Source organism: Mycobacterium marseillense (genome assembly GCF_010731675.1).
GTDB lineage: Bacteria > Actinomycetota > Actinomycetes > Mycobacteriales > Mycobacteriaceae > Mycobacterium > Mycobacterium marseillense.
The window spans coordinates 4,682,559-4,707,186 of sequence record NZ_AP022584.1; the positions used below are offsets into that span (position 1 = coordinate 4,682,559).

General features: G+C 65.3%; 27 protein-coding genes. 19 read left to right on the top strand and 8 right to left on the bottom strand.

What is annotated here, in order from left to right:
• Positions 1-9 precede the first annotated feature (9 nt).
• Genes G6N26_RS21925 through G6N26_RS21950 form a run of 6 tightly spaced genes read left to right on the top strand, consistent with a single transcriptional unit; the run spans position 10 to position 7,880 of the window.
• Complete coding sequence (locus G6N26_RS21925) at positions 10-1,272, top strand: MCE family protein (RefSeq protein WP_083015053.1); 1,263 nt, start codon at positions 10-12, stop codon at positions 1,270-1,272.
• Entirely contained in the window at positions 1,269-2,291 is a 1,023-nt protein-coding gene (locus tag G6N26_RS21930; protein WP_083015056.1) for an MCE family protein, read from the top strand. The genes G6N26_RS21925 and G6N26_RS21930 overlap by 4 nt, the downstream gene beginning before the upstream one ends.
• Positions 2,291-3,409, top strand: a complete 1,119-nt coding sequence (locus G6N26_RS21935) for an MCE family protein (protein ID WP_083015059.1) — start codon at positions 2,291-2,293, stop codon at positions 3,407-3,409. The genes G6N26_RS21930 and G6N26_RS21935 overlap by 1 nt, the downstream gene beginning before the upstream one ends.
• A complete protein-coding gene (locus G6N26_RS21940) occupies positions 3,406-4,824 on the top strand; it encodes an MCE family protein (protein ID WP_083015062.1) in 1,419 nt (472 codons plus the stop codon). The genes G6N26_RS21935 and G6N26_RS21940 overlap by 4 nt, the downstream gene beginning before the upstream one ends.
• Positions 4,821-6,143, top strand: coding sequence for an MCE family protein (locus G6N26_RS21945; RefSeq protein WP_083015065.1), 1,323 nt, complete (start codon positions 4,821-4,823; stop codon positions 6,141-6,143). The genes G6N26_RS21940 and G6N26_RS21945 overlap by 4 nt, the downstream gene beginning before the upstream one ends.
• Positions 6,144-7,880, top strand: a complete 1,737-nt coding sequence (locus tag G6N26_RS21950; protein ID WP_083015069.1) for an MCE family protein — start codon at positions 6,144-6,146, stop codon at positions 7,878-7,880.
• A gap of 71 nt (positions 7,881-7,951) precedes the next feature.
• Here the strand turns inward: G6N26_RS21950 and G6N26_RS21955 are convergent, their stop codons facing one another.
• The 3 genes from G6N26_RS21955 to G6N26_RS21965 all read right to left on the bottom strand — a co-directional run bounded on the left by G6N26_RS21955 (position 7,952) and on the right by G6N26_RS21965 (position 10,022).
• Positions 7,952-8,473 (bottom strand): Rv2253/PknI dimerization domain-containing protein, encoded by a 522-nt coding sequence (locus G6N26_RS21955; protein WP_083015072.1) that lies wholly within the window; start codon positions 8,471-8,473, stop codon positions 7,952-7,954.
• Positions 8,474-8,604: 131 nt separating this feature from the next.
• The gene (locus G6N26_RS21960) at positions 8,605-9,222 is read right to left on the bottom strand and encodes a hypothetical protein (protein ID WP_083015076.1); all 618 of its coding nucleotides are present in this window, start codon (positions 9,220-9,222) and stop codon (positions 8,605-8,607) included.
• Positions 9,219-10,022 (bottom strand): hypothetical protein, encoded by an 804-nt coding sequence (locus G6N26_RS21965; RefSeq protein ID WP_083015079.1) that lies wholly within the window; start codon positions 10,020-10,022, stop codon positions 9,219-9,221. The genes G6N26_RS21960 and G6N26_RS21965 overlap by 4 nt, the downstream gene beginning before the upstream one ends.
• Before the next feature lie 212 nt (positions 10,023-10,234).
• Between G6N26_RS21965 and G6N26_RS21970 the strand changes: the two genes are divergently transcribed.
• On the top strand, positions 10,235-10,624 hold the full coding sequence (locus tag G6N26_RS21970; RefSeq protein ID WP_083015191.1) for a hypothetical protein: 390 nt from the start codon (positions 10,235-10,237) through the stop codon (positions 10,622-10,624).
• Between the two features lie 5 nt (positions 10,625-10,629).
• On the opposite strand, the gene G6N26_RS21975 is transcribed toward G6N26_RS21970, so the two are convergent.
• Positions 10,630-11,160, bottom strand: a complete 531-nt coding sequence (locus tag G6N26_RS21975; RefSeq protein ID WP_415621346.1) for a TetR/AcrR family transcriptional regulator — start codon at positions 11,158-11,160, stop codon at positions 10,630-10,632.
• 173 nt (positions 11,161-11,333) lie between these two features.
• On the opposite strand from G6N26_RS21975, the gene G6N26_RS21980 reads away from it, so the two are divergent.
• The 4 genes from G6N26_RS21980 to G6N26_RS21995 are packed head-to-tail and all read left to right on the top strand — an operon-like array spanning position 11,334 to position 13,799.
• Positions 11,334-12,119 (top strand): hypothetical protein, encoded by a 786-nt coding sequence (locus tag G6N26_RS21980; protein WP_067165257.1) that lies wholly within the window; start codon positions 11,334-11,336, stop codon positions 12,117-12,119.
• Positions 12,116-12,928, top strand: a complete 813-nt coding sequence (locus tag G6N26_RS21985) for a hypothetical protein (RefSeq protein WP_067165253.1) — start codon at positions 12,116-12,118, stop codon at positions 12,926-12,928. Before G6N26_RS21980 ends, G6N26_RS21985 begins: the two co-directional genes overlap by 4 nt.
• Positions 12,925-13,515 (top strand): cytochrome c oxidase subunit 3 family protein, encoded by a 591-nt coding sequence (locus G6N26_RS21990; protein ID WP_067165250.1) that lies wholly within the window; start codon positions 12,925-12,927, stop codon positions 13,513-13,515. The genes G6N26_RS21985 and G6N26_RS21990 overlap by 4 nt, the downstream gene beginning before the upstream one ends.
• A complete protein-coding gene (locus G6N26_RS21995) occupies positions 13,515-13,799 on the top strand; it encodes a cytochrome C oxidase subunit IV family protein (protein WP_067165651.1) in 285 nt (94 codons plus the stop codon). Before G6N26_RS21990 ends, G6N26_RS21995 begins: the two co-directional genes overlap by 1 nt.
• A gap of 1 nt (position 13,800) precedes the next feature.
• Here the strand turns inward: G6N26_RS21995 and G6N26_RS22000 are convergent, their stop codons facing one another.
• Positions 13,801-15,096, bottom strand: a complete 1,296-nt coding sequence (locus G6N26_RS22000) for a cytochrome P450 (RefSeq protein WP_083015088.1) — start codon at positions 15,094-15,096, stop codon at positions 13,801-13,803.
• 194 nt (positions 15,097-15,290) lie between these two features.
• Between G6N26_RS22000 and G6N26_RS22005 the strand changes: the two genes are divergently transcribed.
• On the top strand, positions 15,291-16,010 hold the full coding sequence (locus tag G6N26_RS22005) for a TetR/AcrR family transcriptional regulator (RefSeq protein WP_067165243.1): 720 nt from the start codon (positions 15,291-15,293) through the stop codon (positions 16,008-16,010).
• Here G6N26_RS22005 and G6N26_RS22010 read toward each other — a convergent pair.
• Positions 15,926-16,291, bottom strand: coding sequence for a hypothetical protein (locus G6N26_RS22010; protein WP_082991276.1), 366 nt, complete (start codon positions 16,289-16,291; stop codon positions 15,926-15,928). The genes G6N26_RS22005 and G6N26_RS22010 overlap by 85 nt on opposite strands.
• 71 nt (positions 16,292-16,362) lie before the next feature.
• Entirely contained in the window at positions 16,363-17,118 is a 756-nt protein-coding gene (locus tag G6N26_RS22015) for an enoyl-CoA hydratase/isomerase family protein (RefSeq protein ID WP_083015091.1), read from the bottom strand.
• 106 nt (positions 17,119-17,224) lie between these two features.
• Here G6N26_RS22015 and G6N26_RS22020 point away from each other — a divergent pair, with 106 nt between their 5' ends.
• The 5 genes from G6N26_RS22020 (at position 17,225) to G6N26_RS22040 (ending at position 21,292) form a co-directional block, all read left to right on the top strand.
• Positions 17,225-17,644, top strand: a complete 420-nt coding sequence (locus tag G6N26_RS22020) for a lipoprotein LpqH (RefSeq protein ID WP_067165233.1) — start codon at positions 17,225-17,227, stop codon at positions 17,642-17,644.
• Positions 17,645-17,733: 89 nt separating this feature from the next.
• Positions 17,734-18,924, top strand: a complete 1,191-nt coding sequence (locus G6N26_RS22025) for an amidohydrolase family protein (protein WP_067165231.1) — start codon at positions 17,734-17,736, stop codon at positions 18,922-18,924.
• A gap of 82 nt (positions 18,925-19,006) precedes the next feature.
• Positions 19,007-20,473, top strand: coding sequence for a FadD3 family acyl-CoA ligase (locus G6N26_RS22030; RefSeq protein ID WP_083015195.1), 1,467 nt, complete (start codon positions 19,007-19,009; stop codon positions 20,471-20,473).
• Complete coding sequence (locus G6N26_RS22035) at positions 20,470-21,096, top strand: fatty-acid--CoA ligase (RefSeq protein ID WP_067165228.1); 627 nt, start codon at positions 20,470-20,472, stop codon at positions 21,094-21,096. Before G6N26_RS22030 ends, G6N26_RS22035 begins: the two co-directional genes overlap by 4 nt.
• Before the next feature lie 10 nt (positions 21,097-21,106).
• Positions 21,107-21,292, top strand: coding sequence for a (2Fe-2S)-binding protein (locus G6N26_RS22040; protein WP_067165224.1), 186 nt, complete (start codon positions 21,107-21,109; stop codon positions 21,290-21,292).
• A gap of 4 nt (positions 21,293-21,296) precedes the next feature.
• On the opposite strand, the gene G6N26_RS22045 is transcribed toward G6N26_RS22040, so the two are convergent.
• Entirely contained in the window at positions 21,297-23,012 is a 1,716-nt protein-coding gene (locus G6N26_RS22045) for an alpha-keto acid decarboxylase family protein (RefSeq protein ID WP_083015095.1), read from the bottom strand.
• A gap of 35 nt (positions 23,013-23,047) precedes the next feature.
• On the opposite strand from G6N26_RS22045, the gene G6N26_RS22050 reads away from it, so the two are divergent.
• Positions 23,048-23,491 (top strand): SRPBCC family protein, encoded by a 444-nt coding sequence (locus tag G6N26_RS22050; protein WP_083015099.1) that lies wholly within the window; start codon positions 23,048-23,050, stop codon positions 23,489-23,491.
• 5 nt (positions 23,492-23,496) lie between these two features.
• Positions 23,497-24,579, top strand: a complete 1,083-nt coding sequence (locus G6N26_RS22055; RefSeq protein WP_083015103.1) for a CaiB/BaiF CoA transferase family protein — start codon at positions 23,497-23,499, stop codon at positions 24,577-24,579.
• Positions 24,580-24,628 lie beyond the last annotated feature (49 nt).

The following is a 24,628-nucleotide window of genomic DNA, read 5'->3' on the forward strand; positions in this document are numbered from 1 at the left end:
GAAACAGCAATGACGCAGAATGTTCCAGCGGGTCGCGGCGCGGTCGCCGGCCGACCGCCGCGCACCGGCCATGCGCGGCCGCCGGCCGGACGGAATTACCTGCCGCCCTTGCTCGGACTGGCCACCGTCCTCATCATCGGCCTGATTTTCGCCGTGGCGGTGGGTCTGTTTCAGGGCTCCTTCACCGAGACGGTGCCGGTGACCGTGATCTCCAAGCGAGCCGGTCTGGTCATGAACCCGGACGCCAAGGTCAAGATGCGCGGTGTGCAGGTGGGCAAGGTCGCCTCGATCGAACCCCTGCCCAATGGGGAAGCGGCCATTCACTTGGCGATGGATCCGTCGCAGCTGCACTTCATCCCCCGCAACGTGCTTGTCGACATCGCGTCGTCGACGGTGTTCGGCGCCAAGTCCGTCCTGCTGGTCGAGCCCGACCAGCCCTCGGCACAGCGGCTACACAGCGGCCAGACGTTGCAGGGCCAGCACGTCATGGTCGAAATCAACACGGTATTCCAGCAACTGGTGTCGGTCCTGAGCCACATCGATCCGCCGAAGCTCAACGAGTCGCTGGGTGCGCTGGCGCAGGCGTTCAGTGGGCGGGGGCCACAGCTTGGCCAATCGCTGAGCGACCTGGATTCCTTTCTCGCCAGGCTGGAGCCGAGCCTGCCCGCTTTCAGGCATGACCTCTCGGTCTTGCCGGTGGTGTCCAACGCCTATGCCGACGCGGCACCCGACCTGATGAAGACCGCCTCCAACGCGACTCGGATCAGCAAGACGATCGTCGACGAGCAGCACAACCTAGATGCGTTGCTGATCAGCGCGATCGGCCTGGCCGACATCGGCAACGACGTCTTGTCGACCAACCGCCAACCGCTGACGGATGTGGTGCATCTGCTGGCGCCGACCACCGATCTGACCAATGAGTACGCCCCGGCGCTCAACTGTGCTTTAGCCGGGCTCATCCAGATAACGCACGGGGCGCCGTTGTCGGAACCGAGCATCAACATCTCGGCGAGCCTCACGTGGGGCGCCGAACGCTACCGGTATCCGACGAACCTGCCCAAGGTCGCGGCGACGGGCGGCCCGCAATGCGTCGGCCTGCCGAAGCTGCCGTTCAATACGGCCCCACCGCAGCTGATCGCCGACACCGGCGCCAACCCGGTGAACTACGGAAACCCCCAGCTGCTGATCAACTCCGACCTCCTCAAGGAGCTGCTGTACGGACCGATCGCAGGCCCGCCACGCAATCCCGCTCAGATCGGACAACCCGGATGAGAACACGTGCCACGCTGATCAAATTCGGGATCTTTGCGGTCGTCATGGCGATGCTGACCGCGTTCCTGTTCTTCATCTTCGGCCAGTACCGAACGGGCGCGACGACCAAGTATTCGGCGGTGTTCACCGACGTGTCGCGGCTCAAGCCGGGGCAGTCGGTGCGGGTCGCCGGGATCCGGGTGGGCACGGTCGACAGCGTTTCGCTGCGGCCCGACAAAAAAGTTGTAGTGAAGTTCGACGCCGACCGCAACATCGTTCTCACCGAGGGCACCCGGGCGGCGGTGCGCTACCTGAACCTGGTGGGCGATCGCTACCTCGAACTCGTCGATGGGCCGGGCTCGCCCAAGCGGCTGTCCTCCGGCGGTCAGATCCCCGTCAGCCGCACCGCGCCCGCGCTTGACCTCGACCTCCTTCTCGGCGGACTGAAACCCGTCACGCAGGGCCTGAATGCGCACGATGTCAACGCGCTGACCTCAGGGCTGCTGCAGGTCTTCCAGGGCCAAGGCGGGACTATCGAGTCGCTGTTCACCAAGACGACGTCGTTTTCGAATGCCTTGGCCGACAACGATCAAACCGTCCAGCAGCTGATCGACAACCTCAACGCGGTGATCGGCACGGTTGCCAAGGACGGCAAACAGTTCTCCGGCGCAGTCGATCGCCTCGAGCAGCTTGTCAGCGGACTGTCGAACGATCGCGACACGATCGGGTCCGCGATTGACGCGCTGGACAAGGGAACCGCCTCGCTGGCGGACCTGCTTGCCCAGGCCCGACCGCCGCTGTCCGGGACCATAGCTCAGTTGAATCGGTTGGCGCCGATACTCGAGGGTGACAAGGACCGCCTCGAGACCGCAATCGCCAAGGCGCCGAAGAACTACCGCAAGCTGGTTCGACTCGGCGTGAACGGCGCCACCATCCCGTACTACCTCTGCCAATTCGGGCTCCGCGGTACGGATCTCAACGGCAAGACCGTGCGCGCCAATATCTTCAGGTCAGATGCAGGAAGGTGCACCGAACCCTAATGCTCAAGTATCGCGGAGCTGGGCTGGTCAAGCCCGGACTCATCGGCGTCGTCCTGGCGGTGCTGATCATCCTCGTGGGCCTGTCGCCCGACCGATTCATCGCCTGGGCGACGATGGTCAGGTACCAGGCGCTGTTCACCGAAGCCGGCGGTCTTGCGGTGGGCAACCCCGTCATCGTGTCGGGGCTGAAGGTCGGCACGGTGTCGGATGTGAAGCTGCGCCACGGCGATGCGTTGGTGACCTTCGCGATGAGGGGCAACGTCCTGCTCGGGTCGGAGACTTCCGCGCACATCCGCACGGGCACACTGCTGGGCGAGCGGATGCTGACGGTGGAGTCCGCCGGCAGCGGCACGATGCACCCGATGACTCTCATTCCCGTCTCGCGCACGTCCTCGCCGTATTCGTTGACCGAAGCGGTCAGCGACCTGACATCGGACACGGCCGGCACCAACACCGCGGCGCTGAATCAGTCGTTGGACACGCTGGCCGCGACGCTCGATCAGATTGCGCCCCAAATGGGGCCGGCCTTCGACGCGCTCACCCGGTTGTCGCGCACCCTCAACAGTCGCAACAAGAACCTGGGGGAGCTTTTCAAGAGTGCCGGCGACGTCACCGGGGTCCTTTCCGAACGCAGCATGCAGGTCAACAAGCTCATCCTCAACTCTGATTCTCTGCTTCAAGTGCTGGTGGCACGCCGGCAAGAGATCGTCGACCTGCTGGCCAACACGTCGGCGGTGGCCAAGCAGCTGACGGCATTGGTGCACGACAACGAAGCCACATTGGCACCGACGCTGGAAAAATTGAATTCGGTCACCGCGATGCTGGAGAAGAACCGCGACAACATCGCCAAATCGCTGGCGGGCCTCAAGAAATTTCAGGTCACGGTTGGTGAGGCCATCTCAGGTATGTACGCCTACCAGGCGTTCGCCCCGAACTTCCTTGTCCCGCAGCTGTTCCAGGAGTTGTTCGACTACCTGTGGGGATTCCGCACCTTCGATACGTCGAAGGGCCCGGGCTTCCCGTCGCCGGTACCTCGGGCGCTGACCCCCTGGCCGTACAACTTGATTCCAATGTGCCCTGGCTGCACGTTGGGCGGACGGATCGGAGGATCACAATGACCTCTCGGATCCCGCGCAAGCGGCTGGCGGTCGTGACGGCGGTCGCCCTGGTCGGGCTCCTGCTCGCCGGAGCCGCCGTGGTCGTCCGCAATACGTTCTTCGGGCAGAGGACGATCACCGCCTATTTCACCACCGCCACCGCGATCTATCCCCATGACGACGTACGGGTTTCGGGTGTCAAGGTCGGCAGCATCAAATCCATTCAGCCGCAGGGCACACAGGCCAAGATGATCCTCAAGGTCGACCACGACGTGTCCATTCCGGCGGACGCGAAGGCGGTGATCGTCGCCTCGAACCTGGTGTCCGCCCGCTACGTTCAACTCACCCCGGCCTATCGGGACAGCGGGCCGGTCATGCGCGACGGCGCGGTCATCCCGGTCGAACGGACCGCGGTGCCGGTCGAGTGGGACGAAGTTAAAACCCAGTTGATGCGGCTGGCAACGGATTTGGGGCCCAAGAGCGGGGTATCGGGCACATCCGTCGGCCGGTTCATCGACAGCGCCGCCAACGCCCTCGACGGCAACGGCGACAAGCTGCGGCAAACACTCGGTCAACTGTCCGGGGTCGGCCGGATCCTCGCCAACGGCAGCGGCAACATCGTCGACATCATCAAAAACCTGCAGACCTTTATCGGCGCGCTGCGCGACAGCAACGTGCAGATCGAACAGTTCAACGGTCGGCTGGCCACGCTCACCAGCGTCGTCAACGACAGCAAATCCGACCTGGACGCGGCGCTGACCGATCTGTCGACGGCGGTCGGCGAGGTGCAGCGCTTCATCGCCGGCACGCGCAACCAGACCAGCGAACAGATTGCCCGGTTGGCCGATGTCACGCAGAACCTGGTCGATCATCACATGGATCTGGAGAACGTCCTGCACGCGGCGCCGAACGCGTTCGGCAACTTCTTCAATGACTACAACGCCGACACCGGAACCATCGTGGGAGGATTCGGGCTCATGAACATGGCGAATCCCACCTGGGGCGGCCAGGTTCTGCTGGGCGTACCGGGCTGTACGCAAATCGGCGCCATCGGGAACATCACGTCGGTCGAATCGGGCAAGCTGTGCTCCCTGTTCATCGGTCCCGGATTGCGACAAACCAACTTCAACAACTCGCCCCTTCCCCTCAACCCGTTCATCCAAAAGTCGATTGACCCGGCCAGGGTCCTCTACACCGAACCGCGCCTGGCGCCCGGCGGCGAGGGACCGAAACCCGCGGCACCCGAGATCCCGCCCGCGGTGTCGGCCTACACCGGCCTGCCGGGCGACCCGGTGGGACCGCCGGGGGCCGTGCCGCCGGAGCGGATACCGGGCGCCGCCATGCCCCTGCCGCCCCCACCGTCGACACCGGTGCCGCCACCGCCGGCGCCGAGCGCCTCAGAGATGCTGCTGCCGGCAGACGGGCCACAACAGTGATCGCCCGGGTGGCGGCACGGCGAGTGTTCACCGTCGGCTGTTGCGTGGTGTTGACGGCGACGGGATGCGCATTCCACGGCCTGAATTCACTACCGCTGCCGGGCGCGGTCGGACGCGGGCCGGGGGCCAACATCTACCACGTCGAGCTCCCGAATGTCGGGACGATGGAATCGAATTCGCCGGTGATGATCGACGACGTCGTCGTCGGCAGTGTCGGTGCGATGAGGGTGCAAGGCTGGCACGCCGACGTCGAGATCTCGGTCAAGCGCGACGTGTCGGTCCCGGCCAACGTGGTGGCCACCGTCGGTCAGACCAGCCTGCTGGGCTCGATGCACGTGGAGCTCAATACTCCGGTGGGCCAGCAGGGGAGCGGGCGGCTGCAGCCGGGCGCCACCATCCCGCTGAGCCGGTCCTCGGCCTACCCGTCGACCGAGCAGACGCTGTCGTCGCTGGGCGCGGTCGTCAACGGCGGTGGACTGGGACAGATCGGGGATGTCATCCACAATTTCTCGGCCGCCCTGTCCGGGCACGAGGGCGCGGTGCGCGATCTGATCACCCGCCTGGACACGTTCGTCGGGACTCTGGATGACCAGCGGGACAACATCATTGCCTCCATTCAGGCGTTGAACCGGCTGTCGGCCACCTTCGCCGACCAACGCGACGTTGTCACCGACGCGCTGCGCAAGATACCGCCGGCGCTCGAGGTGTTGGTCAAGGAGCGGCCTCGTCTGACGGCCGCGCTGGATCACCTGCGGACGTTCAGCAACACCGCCAACCGGCTGGTCAACGATGCCCAGGCCGACCTGGTGCGGAACCTCAAGAACCTGGAGCCGACCATCAAAGCGCTCGCCGACGTCGGACCGGAGTTCGGCGCGGCCATCGCGGCGTCGTTCGTGTTCCCGTTCACCCAGAACTTCGTCGACCGAGCCGTCCGGGGCGACTTCTTCAACCTGCATTTCGATTTCGACCTGACGATTCCACGGCTCAAGAAGGGGTTGTTCCTCGGAACCCACTGGGGGCAGCTGGATATGCCCATTCCACCGGTGCCCGGCGATCCGTATCGCCTCAATTACACGCTCGATCCCTTGCATAACCCGCTGAGGCCGCCGTGGGTCGATCCCGACGCGTTGCCTCTGCCCCCACCACCGCCGGGTGCGGCACCGGGACCTGGACCGGGGAACTATGGACCGCGGCCGGGGCCGGCGCCTGCCGCGGCCCCGCTGCCCGGGCCTCCCCCGGGCGCGGCCGCGTCGCCCGACGCGAACCTTGGTCAAACGCCGCCGCCGGCAGAGGCACCTACGACGGAAGCGGGTGGATAGATGCTGACGCGCTTCGTTCGTATCCAGCTGGCGATCTTCATGGTCGCCGGGACTATCGGCGTGATCGCGATGGTGCTCTTCTACATTCAGGCGCCGACCTTGCTGGGCATCGGCCGGATGACGGTGACACTGGAGTTGCCGGCCACCGGTGGCCTGTACCAGTTTTCCAACGTGACCTACCGCGGTGTTCAGCTCGGCAAGGTCACCGCGGTCGGTTTGACGCCGACGGGCGCGAAAGCGACGCTGTCGCTGAGTACTTCACCCAAAGTCCCCGCGGACCTGACGGCGGAGGTGCTCAGCGTCTCCGCGGTGGGCGAACAGTACGTGGACCTGCGGCCCAAAACCAGTTCGCCGCCGTACCTGCACGACGGCTCGGTAATCTCCGTGCGCGACACCACGATTCCGCAGCCCGTCGCGCCGATGCTCGAGCAGGTCAATGCGTTGGTCCAAAGCATCCCGAAGACGAAACTGGGCCAATTGCTTGACGAGTCCTTCGAGGGCTTTAACGGCACCGGTTACGACCTGGGGTCGCTGATCGATTCCTCGAAGACGCTGTCCCGCGACGCCAACGGTGTCGTCGACCGCACCCGGGCCCTCACCGAAGACACCGGGCCGCTGCTGGATACCCAGGCAAACACCACCGATTCCATCAGAACGTGGGCGCATAGCTTCGCGGGCATCTCGGATGTGTTGGTGAACAACGATTCCCACTTTCGAACCATCCTGCAGAACGGTCCGGACACCGCGAACGAAGCATCCCGGCTCCTCGAACAGATCAAGCCCACGCTGCCGGTGTTGCTCGCCAACCTGACCACCATCGGACAGATCGGCATCACCTACCACCCCTCGATCGAGCAGCTGCTGGTGTTGCTGCCGTCGGGGGTTGCCATCGAGCAGGCCGCTCAGGGAGAAAACCATCCCGACGGTAGGGCGTACGGCGACTTCGCGGCCACAGTCGACGATCCACCGATCTGCACGGTCGGCTTCATGCCGCCCAACACCTGGCGATCCCCGGACGACCTCAGCGACATCGACACCCCGGACGGGTTGTATTGCAAGCTTCCGCAGGATTCACCGATCGCGGTTCGCGGTGCCCGCAACTATCCCTGCATGGGTCACCCGGGCAAGCGCGCGCCCACCGTCGAAATCTGCAACAGCGACAAGCCGTACATGCCGCTGGCGATGCGTCAGCACACCACCGGGCCCTACCCATTGGATCCGAATCTGATCTCCCAGGGCGTGCCGCCCGATGACCGGATTACCGTCAACGACAGGATCTTCGGCCCGGTCGAGGGAACGCCGCTCCCCCCGGGGGCGGTGCCGCGTGGCGACGCGGCGGGGCCGCGGGGAGAAAATCCACCACCGGGCACGGTGGGAGCAGCTGTGCCCCCCGTGCCGTCATCGGGACCAACCCTGGCGCCGATGACGAGAATGTCGGCCGACATTCCGGCTTTTGCGCCACTCGATGTCGCTGCACCGGAGGAGCTTCCGGTACCATCGCCACCGCCGGTGCCCCCACTGGCGCCCGCACCACTGGATCAGGTCGACGGTGGACAGCCCCAGGCCGCGCCAAGCTCGTTCGGAGCCAACGCATCTAAGCCCGCGCCGTCGGTCGTGGTGGCGAAGTACGATCCGCACACCGGTCGTTATGTCGGCCCGGACGGAAAGTTGTACCAGCAGTCAGATCTCGCCGCTGCGAACGCGCCCAAGACGTGGAAGGACATGCTTCCCACCTGAATCCACCGCTGAGGGCGATGCGGGCCGCGAAGCGGCCCGCGGGGCGGGCCAATGGAGTTATGGCAGCCGGGTCAGGAGAGCTGGTCCAGGCGCAACGGCATCGCGACGTCAAGCCACTGGTTCTGCCCGCAGGCACCGCTGGGGCCGACCGTCTTGTCCTTGCCCGCGAAGACTCGCGACCCGATTTGGAATCCACCATTGTCGTTCACCGGGTAGAAAAAGAAGGTCTCTACCCCGGAAAACGCGGTGCCGTCTTCACACCGTTCCCAGTTCGGCACTTCGCGTCTCACCTTCCACATCTCCCCATCGGTCATGTAGAGGGGCGCGGTCCAGCCCTGGTCGCTCGTCACCTGGCCATGGCATTCCAGGGTTGAGTCACACGTCGAACTGATGGTCCACGTTTGGTAGACCGTCGGCTCACCCTTGTACTGATCGTTCGTCTGGGCATAGTCGCCGATGGACGTGACACGGAAAGTCCCATTGACCGCCACGTCTTCTTTGGTGATGGCCTGGGCCGTGGGGGCAGTGCTCAAACCGCCGAATGCAGTGGCAGCCACCAGCGTTGCGGTGGTGAGCGTTTTGGCTGAACGCATCAGGTGCTCCTCGAAGCGCGTGATCCGAGAGTGCCTATGGCACCTTTTCGCCGTCGGTTGCGGCGTTCCCGAGCGATGACGTTACACCGCTTCGGGCGGCCCGGTAACGGTTAGGACAAGATCTGCCGTGCTCACAGGGACGGGTCGAATTTCGAGATCAGCCAGGAACCGTCGATTTTTATCAGCGTGACCAGGACGCTGCTCTGCGTCTTCTCGGGATCCTTCTTTTGCACGCTTGCCGTGGTCTGGTCGACGAAAACCAGCACGGTGGCCGAATCGGGATGCAATTCCGAGACTGCGGCCCGAACTACCTTGGCGCTCGCCGTCAGTTGTCCCTTCTCCGCCGTCGGCGCGACCACCTCGTCGGCGAATTTGCTGTAGTAGGCGAGAAAGTCGCCGGTGAGATGGGATTTCGCATTGTTGAAATCGCGGTTCAAGTGTTCGTACGAATAGGACAACGCCGCCACGGCACCATCTGACGCCGCCTGGATTACCCGGTGCGCCGCCGCGTCGCCGACCTGCTGATCCGGCCGATACACAAAGAGATACACGCCGGCAGCGACTCCCACCGCGGCAATCACCAACGTCGTCGCAACGATCGAACGCCACCGTGCCAAATACCGGCGGGCGCGACGCCGAATCGCTGGCAGCCGACGCGAGCGTGCCGGTACCTCGCCGGCGGGTGAAGTCGCCACGTCGTCAACCGCCTCGTTGGTGCCGTTCGGCGGTGAGCCATGTTCTTCGGTCATCGCAGGAAATCAACTTTCGACATCTTGAGCCGGCCGTCGTCGCGGTCCATGTTGACGCTGAGCCGAAACAAGGCCGGTGGCGGTTTGGCGTTATCCGGCCCTGTGGGAATGGTTTTCGCCGCCACCAGCACGACTCCCGAATTGTCGCTCAGCGATTCGACGGCGACGGCTTCGATGGAGACCTTCGTGCCGACCTTCGTTTCCTGGGCCTTCTGGACAATCAGGGTCGACAGCACAGACAGCTGGTTCTTCTGGTCGCCGGTGGAGGCATCGATCGCGCGCTGGACATCCTCCTTGGCGTGATCGGGGTCAATCGACATGAATGCCGTGATCCCTTGCCGGGCGGCCGCACTGAACTCCGCGGCGAGTTGGCGATTGTGCACCGCGATGTGGTGCTGCCAGAGCGTGTAGCCGCTCGCGGCCACAGACGTGGAGAAGAGCACGATGCCGACGCCGGCAGCTACAGTTTTTCGCCCCGGGCGCCGGAGCCACCCGGGACGGCGCAGCCGCCCACGACGGCGCAACCGTAGCCGTTTCCGGGTCCATTTGGCGCGGCGCTGCCCAGGATCGTCGGCGTCGTCGGCGCCTTCGGTTTCGGCCGCCCGGCGCAGGCGCAGCAGGCGCGCCAGAGCCGCCTCGGCGCGCGCTTCGGCCTGGGCAACTTCGTCGTCCGCGTTCGTTTCTGACGGGGCCGCTACGTCGTCGCTGTCGGCCCCTGTGCCTGACTGTGGTTCGTCGGGATCGGTTGCGTCCCTGGGGTCACCACGATCGTCGGCGTTGGGTCCCTCCGGGTCGTGCACGGAGAAGCAGCTTATCACTGGAACCTGGGGTCAATGCCGTCATCGGACGGCTGGCTTCGTCGTCCTCACGTGCGGAAATGGCCGCTCGTCGGGGGGCGGGGCGACAGCGGGTTCGGCACGACCCGGTGCCACCACCGTTCGGTCCAGATCATCTTCTCCAACCAGGAGAATTTTCTTTTCAGGTGTGGCAGAGTGATCGGGTGCGATCAATCGTGGCTCTGGTTGCCGCGTTGCTGGGCGCCGGTGTGGTGGTGGCGCCGCCAGCCACGGCAGGACCGACTGTCTGCGACTACCCCGCCTGCACCCCGGGCATCATGCCCCATCAGGTTCTGGGCGCGCCGTGTGACAACACCACCTACTACGCCTTCGGTGTCGCCGACGGCTATGTTTCCTTCGCGTCGGAACCCGGACGGTTGATGTTCTGCGGGTCGCCGAGGCGATACCAGCCTCGATGGTTCCGCTCTCCGCCGATGGCTGGGGTCAAGGAAGAAAACGCCGACTGCACGAACTACCTGAACTACGTCGCGCAGTCGCCCGATGGCCTGTTCCTGATCTGTATTGCTCACGACGGCATATCGAGCTGGGTCCGCGCCGACACGTAGCCGCGTCAGTCGCACGTCTGCCGAGGCAGCCCGAGCAGCCGGCGGCTCAAATCGGTAACCCGGTCGAGCAGTGTGGCGTCGTCGATGTCGGCGACCAGCGGATGCATGACCGCGGTGCTGAGCGCGCCGGAGAACATCGCCGCCTCGATCCGGCCGTCAAGTCCCGCATCGCTCAGTAGCACCCGATACAGGCGGTCCATGAAAAGTTGAAACGGCTTGTGCTCGGCCAGCAATCGGACGACAACGGGGTCGAATTGCAGCGTGCGCACCAGCCGGCGGTCGCGCACGGCCATCTCAATCACACCCACTAGCAGGGCATCTCGCGCTTGAGGCCCGTCGTCGTATGCTTCGGCCGCCTCGAGTGCCGGAGCGAGGCGGCCGAGTTCGCGCTCGGTCACTGCGATGACGATCTGCTCTTTGGTCCGGAACTGATGGTAGACAGCAGCTTTCGTTATGCCGACGGCGTCGGCGATCATCTGCAGCGACGTACCGCTGACCCCGTGGGTGGCAAACAGATCCAGCGCGGCATCGAGCACCCGCGTCCGGGCCGCGCTGTGCGCGATCAGCCAGAACTGCTCATCGGTGACCTGCCGCCGTCCTGTTTCCACGCACCGAGACTAGACGACGCTATTGACCGTGGCTAGCCGATCGGCTAGCTTCGCTGACTAGCCGAGCTCTCGCGCTGATTTCGTGTGGGGAAGGAGTACCGATGTCTGACATCGGCCGAAACGATGCAGGCGCTCGCCAATCCGCGCGCACCGCGCCCCGGCGGACCGACGGCGAGGTGATCCTGCTCTGGACGTTGCCGGCCGCGCTGATCCTCTGGGTCGCCTCCTTTTTCCTGTTTCCGGGCTTCAACCCGCCGATGTCGCCCACCATGCCCGCCGACCAGGTCGCCGCGTTCTATCGCGATCCGGCCCACCTGCCCGAGATCCGCTACAGCATGATCCTGTTCAACTGGTTCGGCGTGTGTCTGGTCCCGATTCTCGCGCTGATCGTGCTGCAGATCCGCCGCATGGCCCATCGGACGCCGATCTTCTCGTACGCGATGTTGGGTTGCGTGGCCGGCGGTCCGACGCTGTTTCTCGTCGCCAACGTCTGCTGGCTGCTGGCCGCTTTTCGCCCGGAACGCAGCCCGGCGCTGACCCAGCTGCTCAATGATCTGGGCTGGATGACCTTCACCATCCTGGTCCCATTTCTGATCGGGCAAAGCGTAATCCTGGCCCTGGCAATCTATTTCGACGGCCGGCCGCGCCCGGTATTCCGACGCTGGGTGGCCCACTTCAATCTGGTGGTGGCGGCCGCGCTGGTACCCGCCGCGTTCGTCGGCGTTTCCTTGACCGGCCCGCTGGCCTGGGACGGATTCTTGTCCTTCTGGGTCAAAAATGTCGCGATCGCCGTCTGGATCGTCGTGATGGGCGTCGTGTTGGGGCAAGCCGTCTACCGGGAGCGCGCCGAGAACGCCGGGCGCGCAGACGAACTGGTCGACGCATGAGCGCGGTGATCACACCGACATTGCCGGCCACTCCGCCTGCCGGACCGTTGCATCAACGACTCGCCTGGCACCTGCGGTACAACCCCAAGCGCGAACTCTGGTTGGCGTGGTGGACACTCGTCGTGTTCTACAACATCTTCTTTCCGATGTTCTTCATCGTGGCGCAAGTCCAGCCGCCACCGCAGCCCACCTGGGACCTTGCGACGCAGGCGCACTGGTTCTCCGAACGCCACCTCGGCATACCGCTTGGCTTCGGCGTCATCTTCGCGATCAGCGGCATGATCGCGATCAACAACGCCCTCATCGCGTATTCGATGCGGCGCATGTCCGTCAGCCCCGCGTTCGGCTACACCTATCTGATCATCTACTCGCTCAGCGCCGTTCCCGGGATGCTGCTGCTCAACATCGCGTTGATCGTGGGGACGCTGCGCCCCGAGCGCGACCCCGAAGCGCTCGGCTGGCTCTACGACTTTGCGTTCCTGTCGTTCGACGGGACCATGGGGGTGTTCCTGATCGGCTCGCTGATCTGGATGGTCGCCATCCTGCTCGACAAGAATCGCGTGTTCCCCAAGTGGTTCGGCTATCTCAACCTGTGCAACGCACTGACCGAAGTCGTCGTGGCGCCGTGCTGGATCTTCCGGCGTGGCGTCTTGGCGTGGAACGGCCAGATCGCCTGGTGGCTGGACATGGTGGTGTTCGGCATCTACCAGGTCACGTTCATCGTCATGCTGTTCCAGATGATCCGGCGCGAGGACTTCGGCACCGGACCGCTGCCCGAGCGCGCCCGCAAAGAGGCGGCCATCCGATGACCGACCTCGCCGAACGCAACAAGCGCGCCGTGCCGGGCCAACCGGACATGTGGGCCTTCGTCCTGTTCGAAACACTGGTCTTCACAGCCTATTTCGGCTTCTACCTGTTCTACCGAGCCCGGCATGCCGAGCTGTTCTTGCACTCCCAGGCGCAGCTGGATCTGCGGATCGGAGTGTTCAACACGCTCGTCCTGCTGCTGAGCTCGTGGTCGGTGGCGCGCTGCGTTCAGTCGGCCCGCGCCGGCGCCTACCGGGCGGCGCTCAAAGACGTGTACATCACGGCCGCATTCGCCGCAGTCTTCCTCTTCTTCAAGGTGTTCGAGTGGGCCCGGTTGGTCGGCATCGGAAGCGGATTCGACAGCAACGACTTCTTCACCTACTACTTCTTCCTCACCGGCATTCACTTCGTGCACCTGTTGATCGGCTTCGTCGCGCTCGGCGTCATCGTCTACCAAATCCATCGAGCGGCGCGAAAAACGCAGGAGCCCAACGAAGCCCAGCAACTCGTCGAAACCTGCGCTACCTATTGGCACACCGTGGATTTCCTATGGGTGCTCATCTTTGCGCTGCTGTACGTGGTGAGGTGATCGGAATCAAATTCAACAAGCGGCTGATGATCGTGTGGCTCGTTCTCTCGACGCTCACGCTGGCCTACCTATGGATAGATCACTCCGCCGGCGGATTGCTGACGTCGAGTGCGGTGGTGACATCGAGCGTCATCGTGATCGCACTGATCAAGGTGCGCATCATCTTTCGCGAGTTCATGGAGGTGCGAAACGCCCCCGTCCTGCTGTGCCGACTCACCGATGCGTGGGTGGCGCTGATCGGCGCCGTCTTGCTCGGCTGCTACTTCGTCGGCATGCAGATCTGACTCAGGCCACGGGCACGACCGCGTCGGCGGTCGTGAACGTCAGGTGCAGCTCGCTCAAACCCCGCAGGATGTACGTGGGCTCGTAGGTGTAACGACGCTCGGTGGCCGGCCCGTGGTGGGCTTCGTTGATTTCGATGTGCGGCATCCGATCCAGGATCCGCTCGATCGACACGCGGCCCTCCACGCGGGCCAACGGCCCCCCGGGGCAGGAGTGCACACCGCGCGCGAACGCCATGTGTTCGCGGACGTTCTTGCGGCGCAGGTCGAACTCGTGCGGGTTGTCGAACCGGCGCGGGTCGCGGTTGGCGGCGCCCGGCAGGATCATGACCACGGTGCCGGCGGGGATGTCGACGCCGCCGATGCTGGTCGCCTTGCGGGCCAGGCGTGAGTCGCTCTTCACCGGGCTGTCCATCCGCAGCGACTCCTCGATGAAGCCCGGAATCAGGCTGCGGTCGTCACGCAGCTGTTGCTGGATGTCCGGCCGGTCACCGAGCACCTGCAGGGCGGCGCTGAGCAGCTTGGCCGTGGTTTCCTGGCCGGCGGCGAAGAGGAACGTCGCCGAGCGGACGACCTCGATCACCGGGGGCGTCGAGCCGTCCGGGTACTTCGCTTCGGCGAGGAAGGTCAGGACGTCGCCGCGCGGCTCGCGACGCCGATCCTCGATGTAGTGACAGAATTTGTCGTCGAGCCACTCCAGCGGGTTGATGCCGACCGACTCGTGGTCCAGGGCGCCCACCCGCGCGCCAGGACGATCGGCACCCAGGACGGTGCGGAACTCCTTGTGGTCCTCCTCCGGCACACCGAGCAGGTCCGCGATCACCAGCGTGGCGAACGGCTTGGAATATTCGGCGATGAACTCGCACTCACCGAGGCCGAGGAACTCGTCGAGCTGACGGTCGGCGAGGCGCCACATGAACTCCTCGTTCTGCTTGAGTCGGCTCGGGGTCAGCAGCTTGGCGAGCACCGATCGGGCTTTGGTGTGGTCCGGCGGATCCATGGTGACCATGTGCTCGAACATGGGGAACGAACTGCGGTGCGCGTCGATCTGTGCGCTGATGTCGTCACCTTCGGGGGTGAACGGCAGCGGAGGGAACGGGCCGCCGAGCGCGACGATGTTGGAGAACGTCTCGGGATCCTTGTAGATGTCGCAGGCTTCGTCGTAGCCGGTGATCGCAACGACGCCGTAGTGCGGCAGCCGCAGCACCGGGTTCTGGCTGCGCAGGTAATCGAAGTACGGGTGCGGATCTGGGACCAGAGACGGATCGGTGAAGAAGTCGATCGACTCGAAGGTGCTCATCGGATTGCGTCTCCCTGGGCTGGGTTAACCGGTGTCATCAACGGCAGGCGGTGTCGCCCCCGTGATTTCGAAATCGAAAATGTGCTGAGCACCTGCTTAGCATGGCGGTAATGTCAGGGTCAAGATCGAGGGCGCCGCGCCACGATACGATCCGTGTGGTCGGCACGGGATGGCACACAGTACGGAGCCGGGACATGACATCTGCCCGCAGGATCGGGGCGCCGGACGCGAAAAACCGCGTCTTGTTGCTCGATGCCGCCGAGAAACTGATGCTCGAAGAGGGCTATGCCGCGGTGACGTCGCGCCGCCTTGCGAACAAGGCCGGGCTGAAACCTCAGCTGGTGCACTACTACTTCCGCACCATGGAGGAGCTGTTCCTGGAAGTCTTTCGGCGCCGGGCGGAAGAGGCGCTCGTAGCGCACGCGCAAATGCTGAAGTTGCCACAGCCGTTGTGGGCGCTGTGGCGATTCGGCACCGATCCCGCCTTCACCCGCATCTCCATGGAATTCATGGCGCTGGCCAACCACCGCAAGGACATGCGCGCCGAAATCGCTTATTACGCAGAGCGTTTCCGCGAAGAACAGCGGCAAGCGGTGGCGACGGCGCTGGAGCGCTACGGCTCCAGGATCCAAGACGAGGGCCAGGACATCGACATCCCTCCGGTGGTGTGGACGGTGCTGATGAGCAGCCTGTCGCGTTTTCTGGTGCTCGAGCAGGCGATCGGTATGTCCGCCGGCCACGCGGAGACGGTCGAGTTGGTGGAGAACTACTTGCGGCGCCTGGAAGGCGAACCGCAGCCGATCGAGGGTGTGCCGGAGACCTGGGTGGTTCACCAATTCCGCAGTGAGCAGAGCACGCCCTTGGCACCGTCCTTGGACACGACGACGGCACCGTCCACCGCCAAGTCGCAATGAAGGTTCGGCGCCCCGGGTTCGGTACCCGTGCTCGCCACGACCATCGCATACACGTCGGGCTTTGACAGGTCCAGCTCGTAGCTCCACGGCTTGCCCGGTCCGAGGTCGATGTCGACGTGCGGCGTGAACGCATAGGGGTTGTGGCTGTAGTCGGCAAAAATGGCCGGCTCGTGATCCAGGTAATAGATGCTGGTGTAAATCGGATTCTGCGCGGACACCGTGTACTTGACGTGATGCATGACGGCCTCGTCGGCATGTGCCTGGCCGCTTCCCGCCAGCACACCGGCTGCCACCAAGAGGGACGCCGACGCCACGACGGACCCGACGCCCATCGCCGTCCTCAGATTGATGGTCATGACGCTCCTCCGGCTGCCGGGCGAGGTTTGCTGTTGCGGGTCATGACCCGTTCCGCGGCCTGCCAGTGCGGATCGGCAACCCATAGCCGTGCAAAGGATGCTATCGCCTCCTCGGGGGAAACTCCGCGGATTACGCGCTTTATCTCCGTCGCCGGCTGACGCGCGAGCGACCGTGCCACCGAACGCCACCCTTCGTCGGCCGAGTCGAAGACGGCGCGCGGCAAGACCCGGTCTATCAGGCCGATCCGCTCGGCATCCGCCGCGTTGAGCGCGGTTCCCGAGCCGGCCAACAGGAGCGCCTTGCTCTTTCCGACCAGCGCGGCCAACCGCTCGGCTCCGCCCCAGGCCGGCATGATCTCGAGCTGCACCTGGTTGAAGGCGATCTTGATGTCGTCGGCGGCCACCCGGATATCTGCGGCGACGGCGACCTCGGCGCCCCCGCCGAACGCGTGACCGTTGAGCGCGGCGACGACGGGAGCGGGGAAGTCCGCCAGCTGATCGCAGATGGACCGCATCCGCCGGGCCATCGCCGCGGCGTCGGATTCGGTCCGTAGCGCGCTCAGTTCCTTGAGGTCACCGCCGGAGACGAAAGCGTGCTCGCCGGCGCCCTTGATCACCAGCGCGTGGGCACCCGCCGCCGCATCGATCGCCTTCTCCAGCTGGTCCATGGTGTCCAGGCCGATCGCGTTGCGCGCGTGCGGGCGGTCGATGGTGAGCACCGCCAACCCGTCGTCGATCTCCAGGTCCACCATGCGTTATCGCTCCTCGACAACAACCCGATATTGGCATTCTCTTTTCGCGAGAATAACATCATCGCTGCAGGCACAAGAATTTTCGTCGGGAGATGGAGGTGACTCGGTGCGGAACCGAACAGTGGCCGCCGCTGCGGTCCTCACCGTTGCCTTGCTGGGGGCATGCGCGTCGCATCCACCGACCCACATCTCCAGCTCGGCGTCGGTGACCGTGAACGGTATCGACCGAAACTTCCACATCGTGAAGTGCGGTCAGTTGCAGTGGACGCGGACGATCGACATCGGCAGCGAATTCTCCGGCGCCAACGTCATCGTCGACGAGAGCGCGCAACTTGCGACAACCCAGTCTGTGCACATCCGGAACGTGGGCGGGTTCAGCGGGATGTATTCCCGGGGTGGCGACGGCAGCGCCGACATGAGCATGACCGGCGACAAGTTCACCATCAGCGGCACCGCCAACGGCTACAAGACCGACAAATCCAGTGAACCGGCCACGGCCACGTTCAAAATCGTCGTGACGTGCTGACACCGCGCCGAATCGGGCCCGGCGACGCCCACGTTGCGGTTGGGCACCTGTAGAGAATAGTATTCTCACAAATCAAGAAGGAGGATTCCATGGGCCAGTTGTCCCACAAGGTGGACGTTCCGTTCCCGATCTTTGACGCGGATAACCACCTCTACGAGCCGCCGGAGGCGCTGACCAAGTTCCTGCCCAAGGAGTACAAGGACTACGTCCAGTACGTGCAGATCAACGGTCGCACCAAGATCGCCATCCGCGGCCAGATCAGCAACTACATTCCCAACCCGACCTTCGAGGTCGTCGCCCGGCCGGGCGCCTGGGAGGAGTACTTCAAGTACGGCAACCCGGACGGCAAGAGCAAGCGCGAGCTGTTCGGTGAGCCGATGCGCGCCATCCCGGCGTTCTTCGAGCCCGGCCCGCGGCTGGAGACGATGAACGAGCTGGGCCTGGACAAGACCCTGATGTTCCCGACCTTGGCCAGCCTCTTGGAGGAGCGTCTGCGTGACGACCCGCTCGCTATCCACGTTCTGGTGCATGCGCTGAACGAGTGGCTGGACGAGGTCTGGGGCTTCAACTACCAGAACCGCATCTTCACCACCCCCGTCATCACGTTGCCGATCGTCGAGAAGGCGATCGAGGAGCTGGAGTGGGCGGTCAAGCGTGGCGCCCGCGCCATCCTGATTCGCCCGGCTCCGGTCCCCGGCTTCCGCGGTCCGCGGTCGTTCGCGGTACCCGAGTTCGACCCGTTCTGGGAGCGGGTTGTCGAGCACGACGTGCTGGTCGGCATGCACTCCAGCGACAGCGGCTACTCCCGGTACACCTCCGAGTGGGACGGCGCCGACCAGGAGATGCTGCCGTTCCAGACCAACGCGATGGGCATCCTCAACGAGTGGCGCCCCATCCAGGACTCGGTGGGGTCGTGGGTGATTCACGGCGCGCTCTACCGGCATCCCAAGCTGAAGGTCGCGATCGTCGAGGCCGGTTCGAAGTGGATGACCCCGCTGCTGGACGGCCTGGCAGAGGTCTTCCGCAAAGCGCCGGAGGCGTTCCCGAGCGACCCGGTCGAGATGGTCAAGAGCCGGATTCACGTCAGCCCGTTCTTCGAGGACGGCATCGACGACCTGGTCAACCTGGTCGGTGTGGATCAGGTGCTCTACGGTTCGGACTGGCCGCACCCCGAGGGACTGGCGGAGCCGACCTACTACATCGAGGCGCTGTCGCACCTGTCCACTGAGGACCAGGCAAAGATCATGGGCGGCAACCTCGGTCGACTCGTCACGGTGTGACGAAGGCCGTTGCCGGGCGGCGACGATGCGGGACGTGACGCGTCCTGAGGAGGAGCCGGCCGATCAACCACGGGCGGTGACGATGCAGAGCGCGCAGCGCGATGAGGAGGAGCCGCCCAATCGGGAATGGCAGACCATCCCCGAGATGGTCTTGAGCGCGGCGGACCGCTTCGGCGACGCGGAAGCGGTCGTCGACGGTCCGCTGCGCCTCACCTTCACCGACGTTGTCGAGCGGATACGCTGCGCCGCAGGTTCTTTCGCTGAACTCGGCATCGACAAGGGTGACCGCGTCGCGATCTGGGCACCCAACTCGGCCGAGTGGATCATCGCGGCGTTCGGGCTGCTCGCGGCCGGCGGCGTGCTAGTCCCGGTCAACACGCGGTTCAAGACCGAGGAAGCCGGCGACATCATCGCCCGCAGCAAGGTGAAGGCCGTCCTGATCCAAAAGGGCTTCTTGGACCAGGAGTACACCGCGCCCGCCGGGACACCGGTCATCGATCTGAAGTCCGACTTCTTGTCCAGCGGTTCACCATTCGAGCGGCCGGTCAGCGGCACCGACATCTCCGACATCATCTTCACCTCGGGCACGACCGGCCGCCCCAAGGGGGCGATGCTCAATCACGGCCAGACGCTGCGGATGTACGAGGAGTGGGCGACGCTCGCCGACCTGCGCGAGGGCGATCGCTACCTGCAGATCAACCCGTACTTTCACACGTTCGGTCTGAAGGCGGGGCTGGTGACGTCCTTCCTCCGCGGCGCGACGATGCTGCCGGTCGCGGTCTTCGACATCGACACCGTGGTCGATCTCATTGAACGCGAACGCATCACGATGCTTCCCGGGCCGCCGACGCTGTACCACTCGTTGCTGGGCGTCAGCGACAAGTCCAAGCTGTCGTCGCTGCGGGCCGCGGTGACCGGCGCCGCCGACATCCCGGTCGAACTGGTCCGTCGCATCCACGGCGAACTGCCGTTCGAGACGTTGATGACCGGCTACGGACTCACCGAGGCCGGCAACGTGACGCTGTCCCGGCCCGGGGATTCCTTCGAGGATGTCGCCACCACCGCGGGGCTGCCCTGCGACGGAGTCGAGGTGCGCATCGCCGACGACGGCGAGGTGGTGGTTCGCGGCTACGGCGTCATGCAGGGCTACCTTGATGACCCCGCCGCCACGGCCCAGGCGATCGACGCCGAGGGGTGGCTGCACACCGGAGATCTGGGAAGTTTCGACGATGCCGGTCGGCTGCGCATCGTCGGCCGGAAGAAGGACATGTTCATCGTCGGCGGGTTCAACGCCTATCCCGCCGAGATCGAGGGCTTCCTGCTCAACCACCCCGCCGTCGCGCAGGCGGCCGTCATCGGCATCCCCGACGAACGGATGGGCCAGGTGGGCAAGGCGTTCGTGGTCCGCAAGGGCGAGGTCGGTGCCGACGAATTGATCGGCTGGTGCCGTGACCGCATGGCCGGGTTCAAGGTGCCGCGCGCGGTACAGTTCCTTGATTCACTCCCACTCAACGCGACGGGGAAAGTGATGAAGGACCAACTTCGATGAATAACGGCGATATTCATTCGATGGTGATCGCCTCGGACTACCGCGTCCCCGATCCGTCCCGGGTATGGCCGCTGCTGGAACGCAACAAAGCGGCGCTGGCCGATATCGGCGCGCACCACGTGCTGGTCTACACCTCCACGCACGACTACGGCCGGGTCCTGGTGATGATCGGAGTCCACAGCCGTGAGCCGATCGTCGAGCTGCTGCGTTCGCGGGTCTTCTTCGATTGGTTCGACGAAGCCGGCGTCGACGACATCCCCGCGGTCTTCGCCGGCGAGATCATCGACCGGTTCATCGCCCAGCCGCCGCAAAACCCGGCGGCCCCCGGCGTAGTGGTGGCCGCCATCGCGTCCGTCAACGATGTGACCCTGCTGACCTCCGAAGTCGGCACGGCGATCGACAGATTCACCACGGCAGGCATCCGAAAGACATGGGTATTCCAGGCTTTCGACGATGACCACGAGGTGCTGATCCTGCAGGAGTTCCCCGACGAAGAAAGCGCGCGGCAGTGGATCGACCACCCCGACGCCGCGGCGCAGTGGATGTCGGGAGCGGGCATCGGCGCCTACCCGCCGCTGTTCGTCGGCCGGTTCTCCGACATGATGCGCATCGAGGCGGACTGAGGGTTCGCCGGTGTTCGTGTGCCTGTGTAACGGCGTCACCAGCCAAACCGTGTGCGATGCGGTGGAGTGCGGGGCGTCGACCACCAAGGAAGTCGCCCAGGCCTGCGGGGCGGGCGCCGACTGCGGTCGCTGCCGGCGGACGGTGCAGGCCATCCTGCGGTCATCGTCGCCGGAGCGAACGCCGAATTCGCGCTAGACCTTCAGCGGCGCGGGCTGCCGTCCGGTGACGTGGGTTGCACGAGTTCGACGAGCAGGCGCGGAATCTCGAGCCGCGGCAACACCACTTCGACGAAGACCATGCGGTCTTTGTGTTCGGCGGCGGCGGTCAATGCTTCGTCGAGCTCCCCGTAGGTCTGGACCCGGAACGCCAGGTGGTCGGTGACGCCCAGCGCGTGCGGAACGTCCGTCCACTTCCAACTGACGATGTCGTTGTACGGCGCCGTCTCGCCGTGGATGGCGCGCTCGACGGTGTAGCCGTCGTTGTTGACCACCACGATGACGGGGGAGAGCCCCTCGCGGGAGAAGGTGCCGAGCTCCTGGACTGTCAGCTGCGCGGCGCCGTCCCCGATGAGCAACACCGTGCGGCGGTCCGGATGCGCGACGGCGGCCCCCAGCGCGGCGGGCAATGTGTAACCGATTGAGCCCCAGAGCGGTTGACCGATGAAGGTGACACCCTGCGGCAGCCGGTGGTCGGCCATGCCGTAGAAGGAGGTGCCCTGGTCGGCGAGCACCACGTTGCCCGGTGTGAGGGCCAGACAAAGCCGATCCCACACCATCTTTTGGGTCAGGGGTTGATCGCGCGGCGGGGGCGGCGGCAGCGGCTCGGCCGGCGGCAGCGCCACCGGTGGCGACGGGGTCGCGCGCCGGGCCAGGATGGTGGCCAGCGCCTCCAGCGCGGCGCCCATCTCCAACGGCGCGAACACTTCTCCGGCCACACTGCTCTGGTACTGGCCGACGTCGATGGTCCGGGCCGGGTCGATCCGCTGGCTGAAGAAGCCGCTCACCATGTCGGTGAAGACCACGCCGGCGGTGACCAACACGGGCGCCTCTTCGATCGCGGTGCGCACCGCCGGGGCGCTGGCCGATCCCGCGTAGATTCCCAGGAAATTCGGTGCGCTCTCGTCGAGCAGACTCTTCCCCCACATCAGGGTGGCGTGCGGCACGACGTCGGCCGCCAGCAGCGCCTCGAGTTCTTTGATCGCCTGCAGGCGGTGGACCAGCAGGTCGGCCAGGACGGTAATTTGGTGGCCACCGATGAGTTCGGTCGCGGCCTCGACGAACATCGCGAGCGCGCGCGGGCTGGTGCCGCCGCTGTAGCGGGGCAGCGGGGCCTCGGGCGGTTCGGTGGGGAAGCGGGCCACGTCGGTGGACAGCAGGATGTATCCGGGCCGCTTCTGCTCGCGCACCTCGCACAGCACCCGGTCGATCTCCCGGCGGGCCGTTGCGGGCATGAGATTGGCTTGAGCGCAGGTGATTTCGCGGCTGACCCGGAAGAAGTGTTCGAAGTCTCCGTCGCCGAGCGAATGGTGCAGCGCCCGCCGGGTGCCCTGCGCGTCCTTGGATGGGCCGCCGACGATGTGGACGACGGGTACCTGCTCGGCGTAGCTGCCCGCGATCGCATTGGCCGCGGACAGCTCACCGACGCCGAATGTCGTTACCAGCGCCGACATCCCGCGCAGCCGCCCATATCCGTCGGCGGCGTAGCCGGCGTTGAGCTCGTTGGCGTTGCCGACCCACCGCAGACTGGGGTGGGCAATGATGTGGTCGAGGAACTCCAGGTTGTAATCACCGGGCACGCCGAAGATCTCCGAGATGCCGAGTTCGGCGAGACGGTCTAACAGGTAGTCACCGACGGTGTATGCGGGATCGGTCGCGGCATCAGTCACAGGCACGACGGTACGCTCGGCCGAATCCATTCCGGGCGGGACGCCGTGTGAGTATCGTGCGGGCCATGGCACTCAAAGAATCCCGCGACATCGTGATCGAAGCCAGTCCCGAGGAGATTCTGGACGTCATCGCCGATTTCGAATCGATGCCCGAATGGTCGGAACCGCACCAGAGCGCGGAGGTCCTCGAGACCGGCGACGACGGGCGGCCCCGTCAAGTGAAGATGAGGGTCAAGGTCGCCGGGATCACCGACGAACAGGTGGTCGCCTACACCTGGGCGGACGACGCGGTGAGTTGGACGCTGGTCAGCTCCTCGCAGCAGAAGGCGCAGGACGGGAAGTACACCCTGATCCCGCAGGGCGACAAGACGCTGGTGAAGTTCGAGCTACTCGCGGACCCGAATGTGCCGCTGCCCGGCTTCGTGCTGAAGCGCGCCGTGAAGGGGACGATCGACTCCGCCACCAAGGCCCTGCGCGAGCGGGTGCTCAAGGTGAAGAAGGGTAAGTAGTCAGCGTGAGCGGCGGCGGCCCGCTGGCCGGGGTGAGAGTCATCGAACTCGGCGGCATCGGACCGGGGCCGCACGCGGGCATGCTGCTGGTCGATCTGGGCGCCGACGTGGTGCGGGTGCGCCGCCCATCGGGCGGTCTCGACATGCCGGCCGAGGGCCGGGATCTGTTGCACCGCGGCAAGCGGATCGTCGACCTCGACGTCAAGGCGCAGCCGCAGGCGCTACTCGAGTTGGCCGCGAGGGCCGACGTGCTGCTGGACTGCTTCCGCCCCGGCACGTGCGAGCGACTCGGCATCGGTCCCGAGGATTGCGCGGCGGTCAATCCGCGCCTGATCTTCGCGCGGATCACCGGCTGGGGGCAGGACGGGCCCCTGGCGCGTACGGCGGGTCACGACATCAACTACCTGTCGCAGACCGGGGCGCTGTCGGCGCTCGGTTACGCCGACCGGCCGCCGATCCCGCCGCTGAACCTGGTCGCCGACTTCGGCGGCGGCTCGATGCTGGTGCTGCTCGGCATCACGGCCGCGCTCTACGAACGCGAACGCTCGGGCAAGGGTCAGGTCATCGACGCCGCGATGGTCGACGGGGTCAGCCTGCTGGCCCAGATGATGTGGACGATGAAGTCCACTGGCGCACTGCGCGACCGGCGCGAATCCTTCCTGCTCGACGGCGGCGCCCCGTTCTACGGTTGCTACGAGACCGCCGACGGCGGCTACGTGGCCGTCGGCGCCATCGAGCCGCAATTCTTCGCGGCGTTGCTCAATGGGCTCGGCCTGTCACCCGACGAGGTGCCCGGCCAGTCCGACCGGGATTCCTACCCACGGATGCGCGAGGTCTTCACTCAGCGGTTCGCGAGCTGCACCCGCGACGAATGGGCGCGGACGTTCGCCGGAACCGATGCGTGCGTCACCCCGGTGCTGACGTGGACCGAAGCCGCGACCGACGACCACTTGCGGGCACGCTCGACCGTCATCACCGCCCACGGCGTCGACCAGGCCGCTCCCGCCCCGCGCTTTTCGCGAACACCGTCCGGCCCCGTAGAGCGACCGCCGTCGGCGACCACCCCGCTTAACGAAATCAACTGGTAGAGCATCGATTACGTCGAACCCATCCAAGGCCGGGCCGACGTTGCTAAAT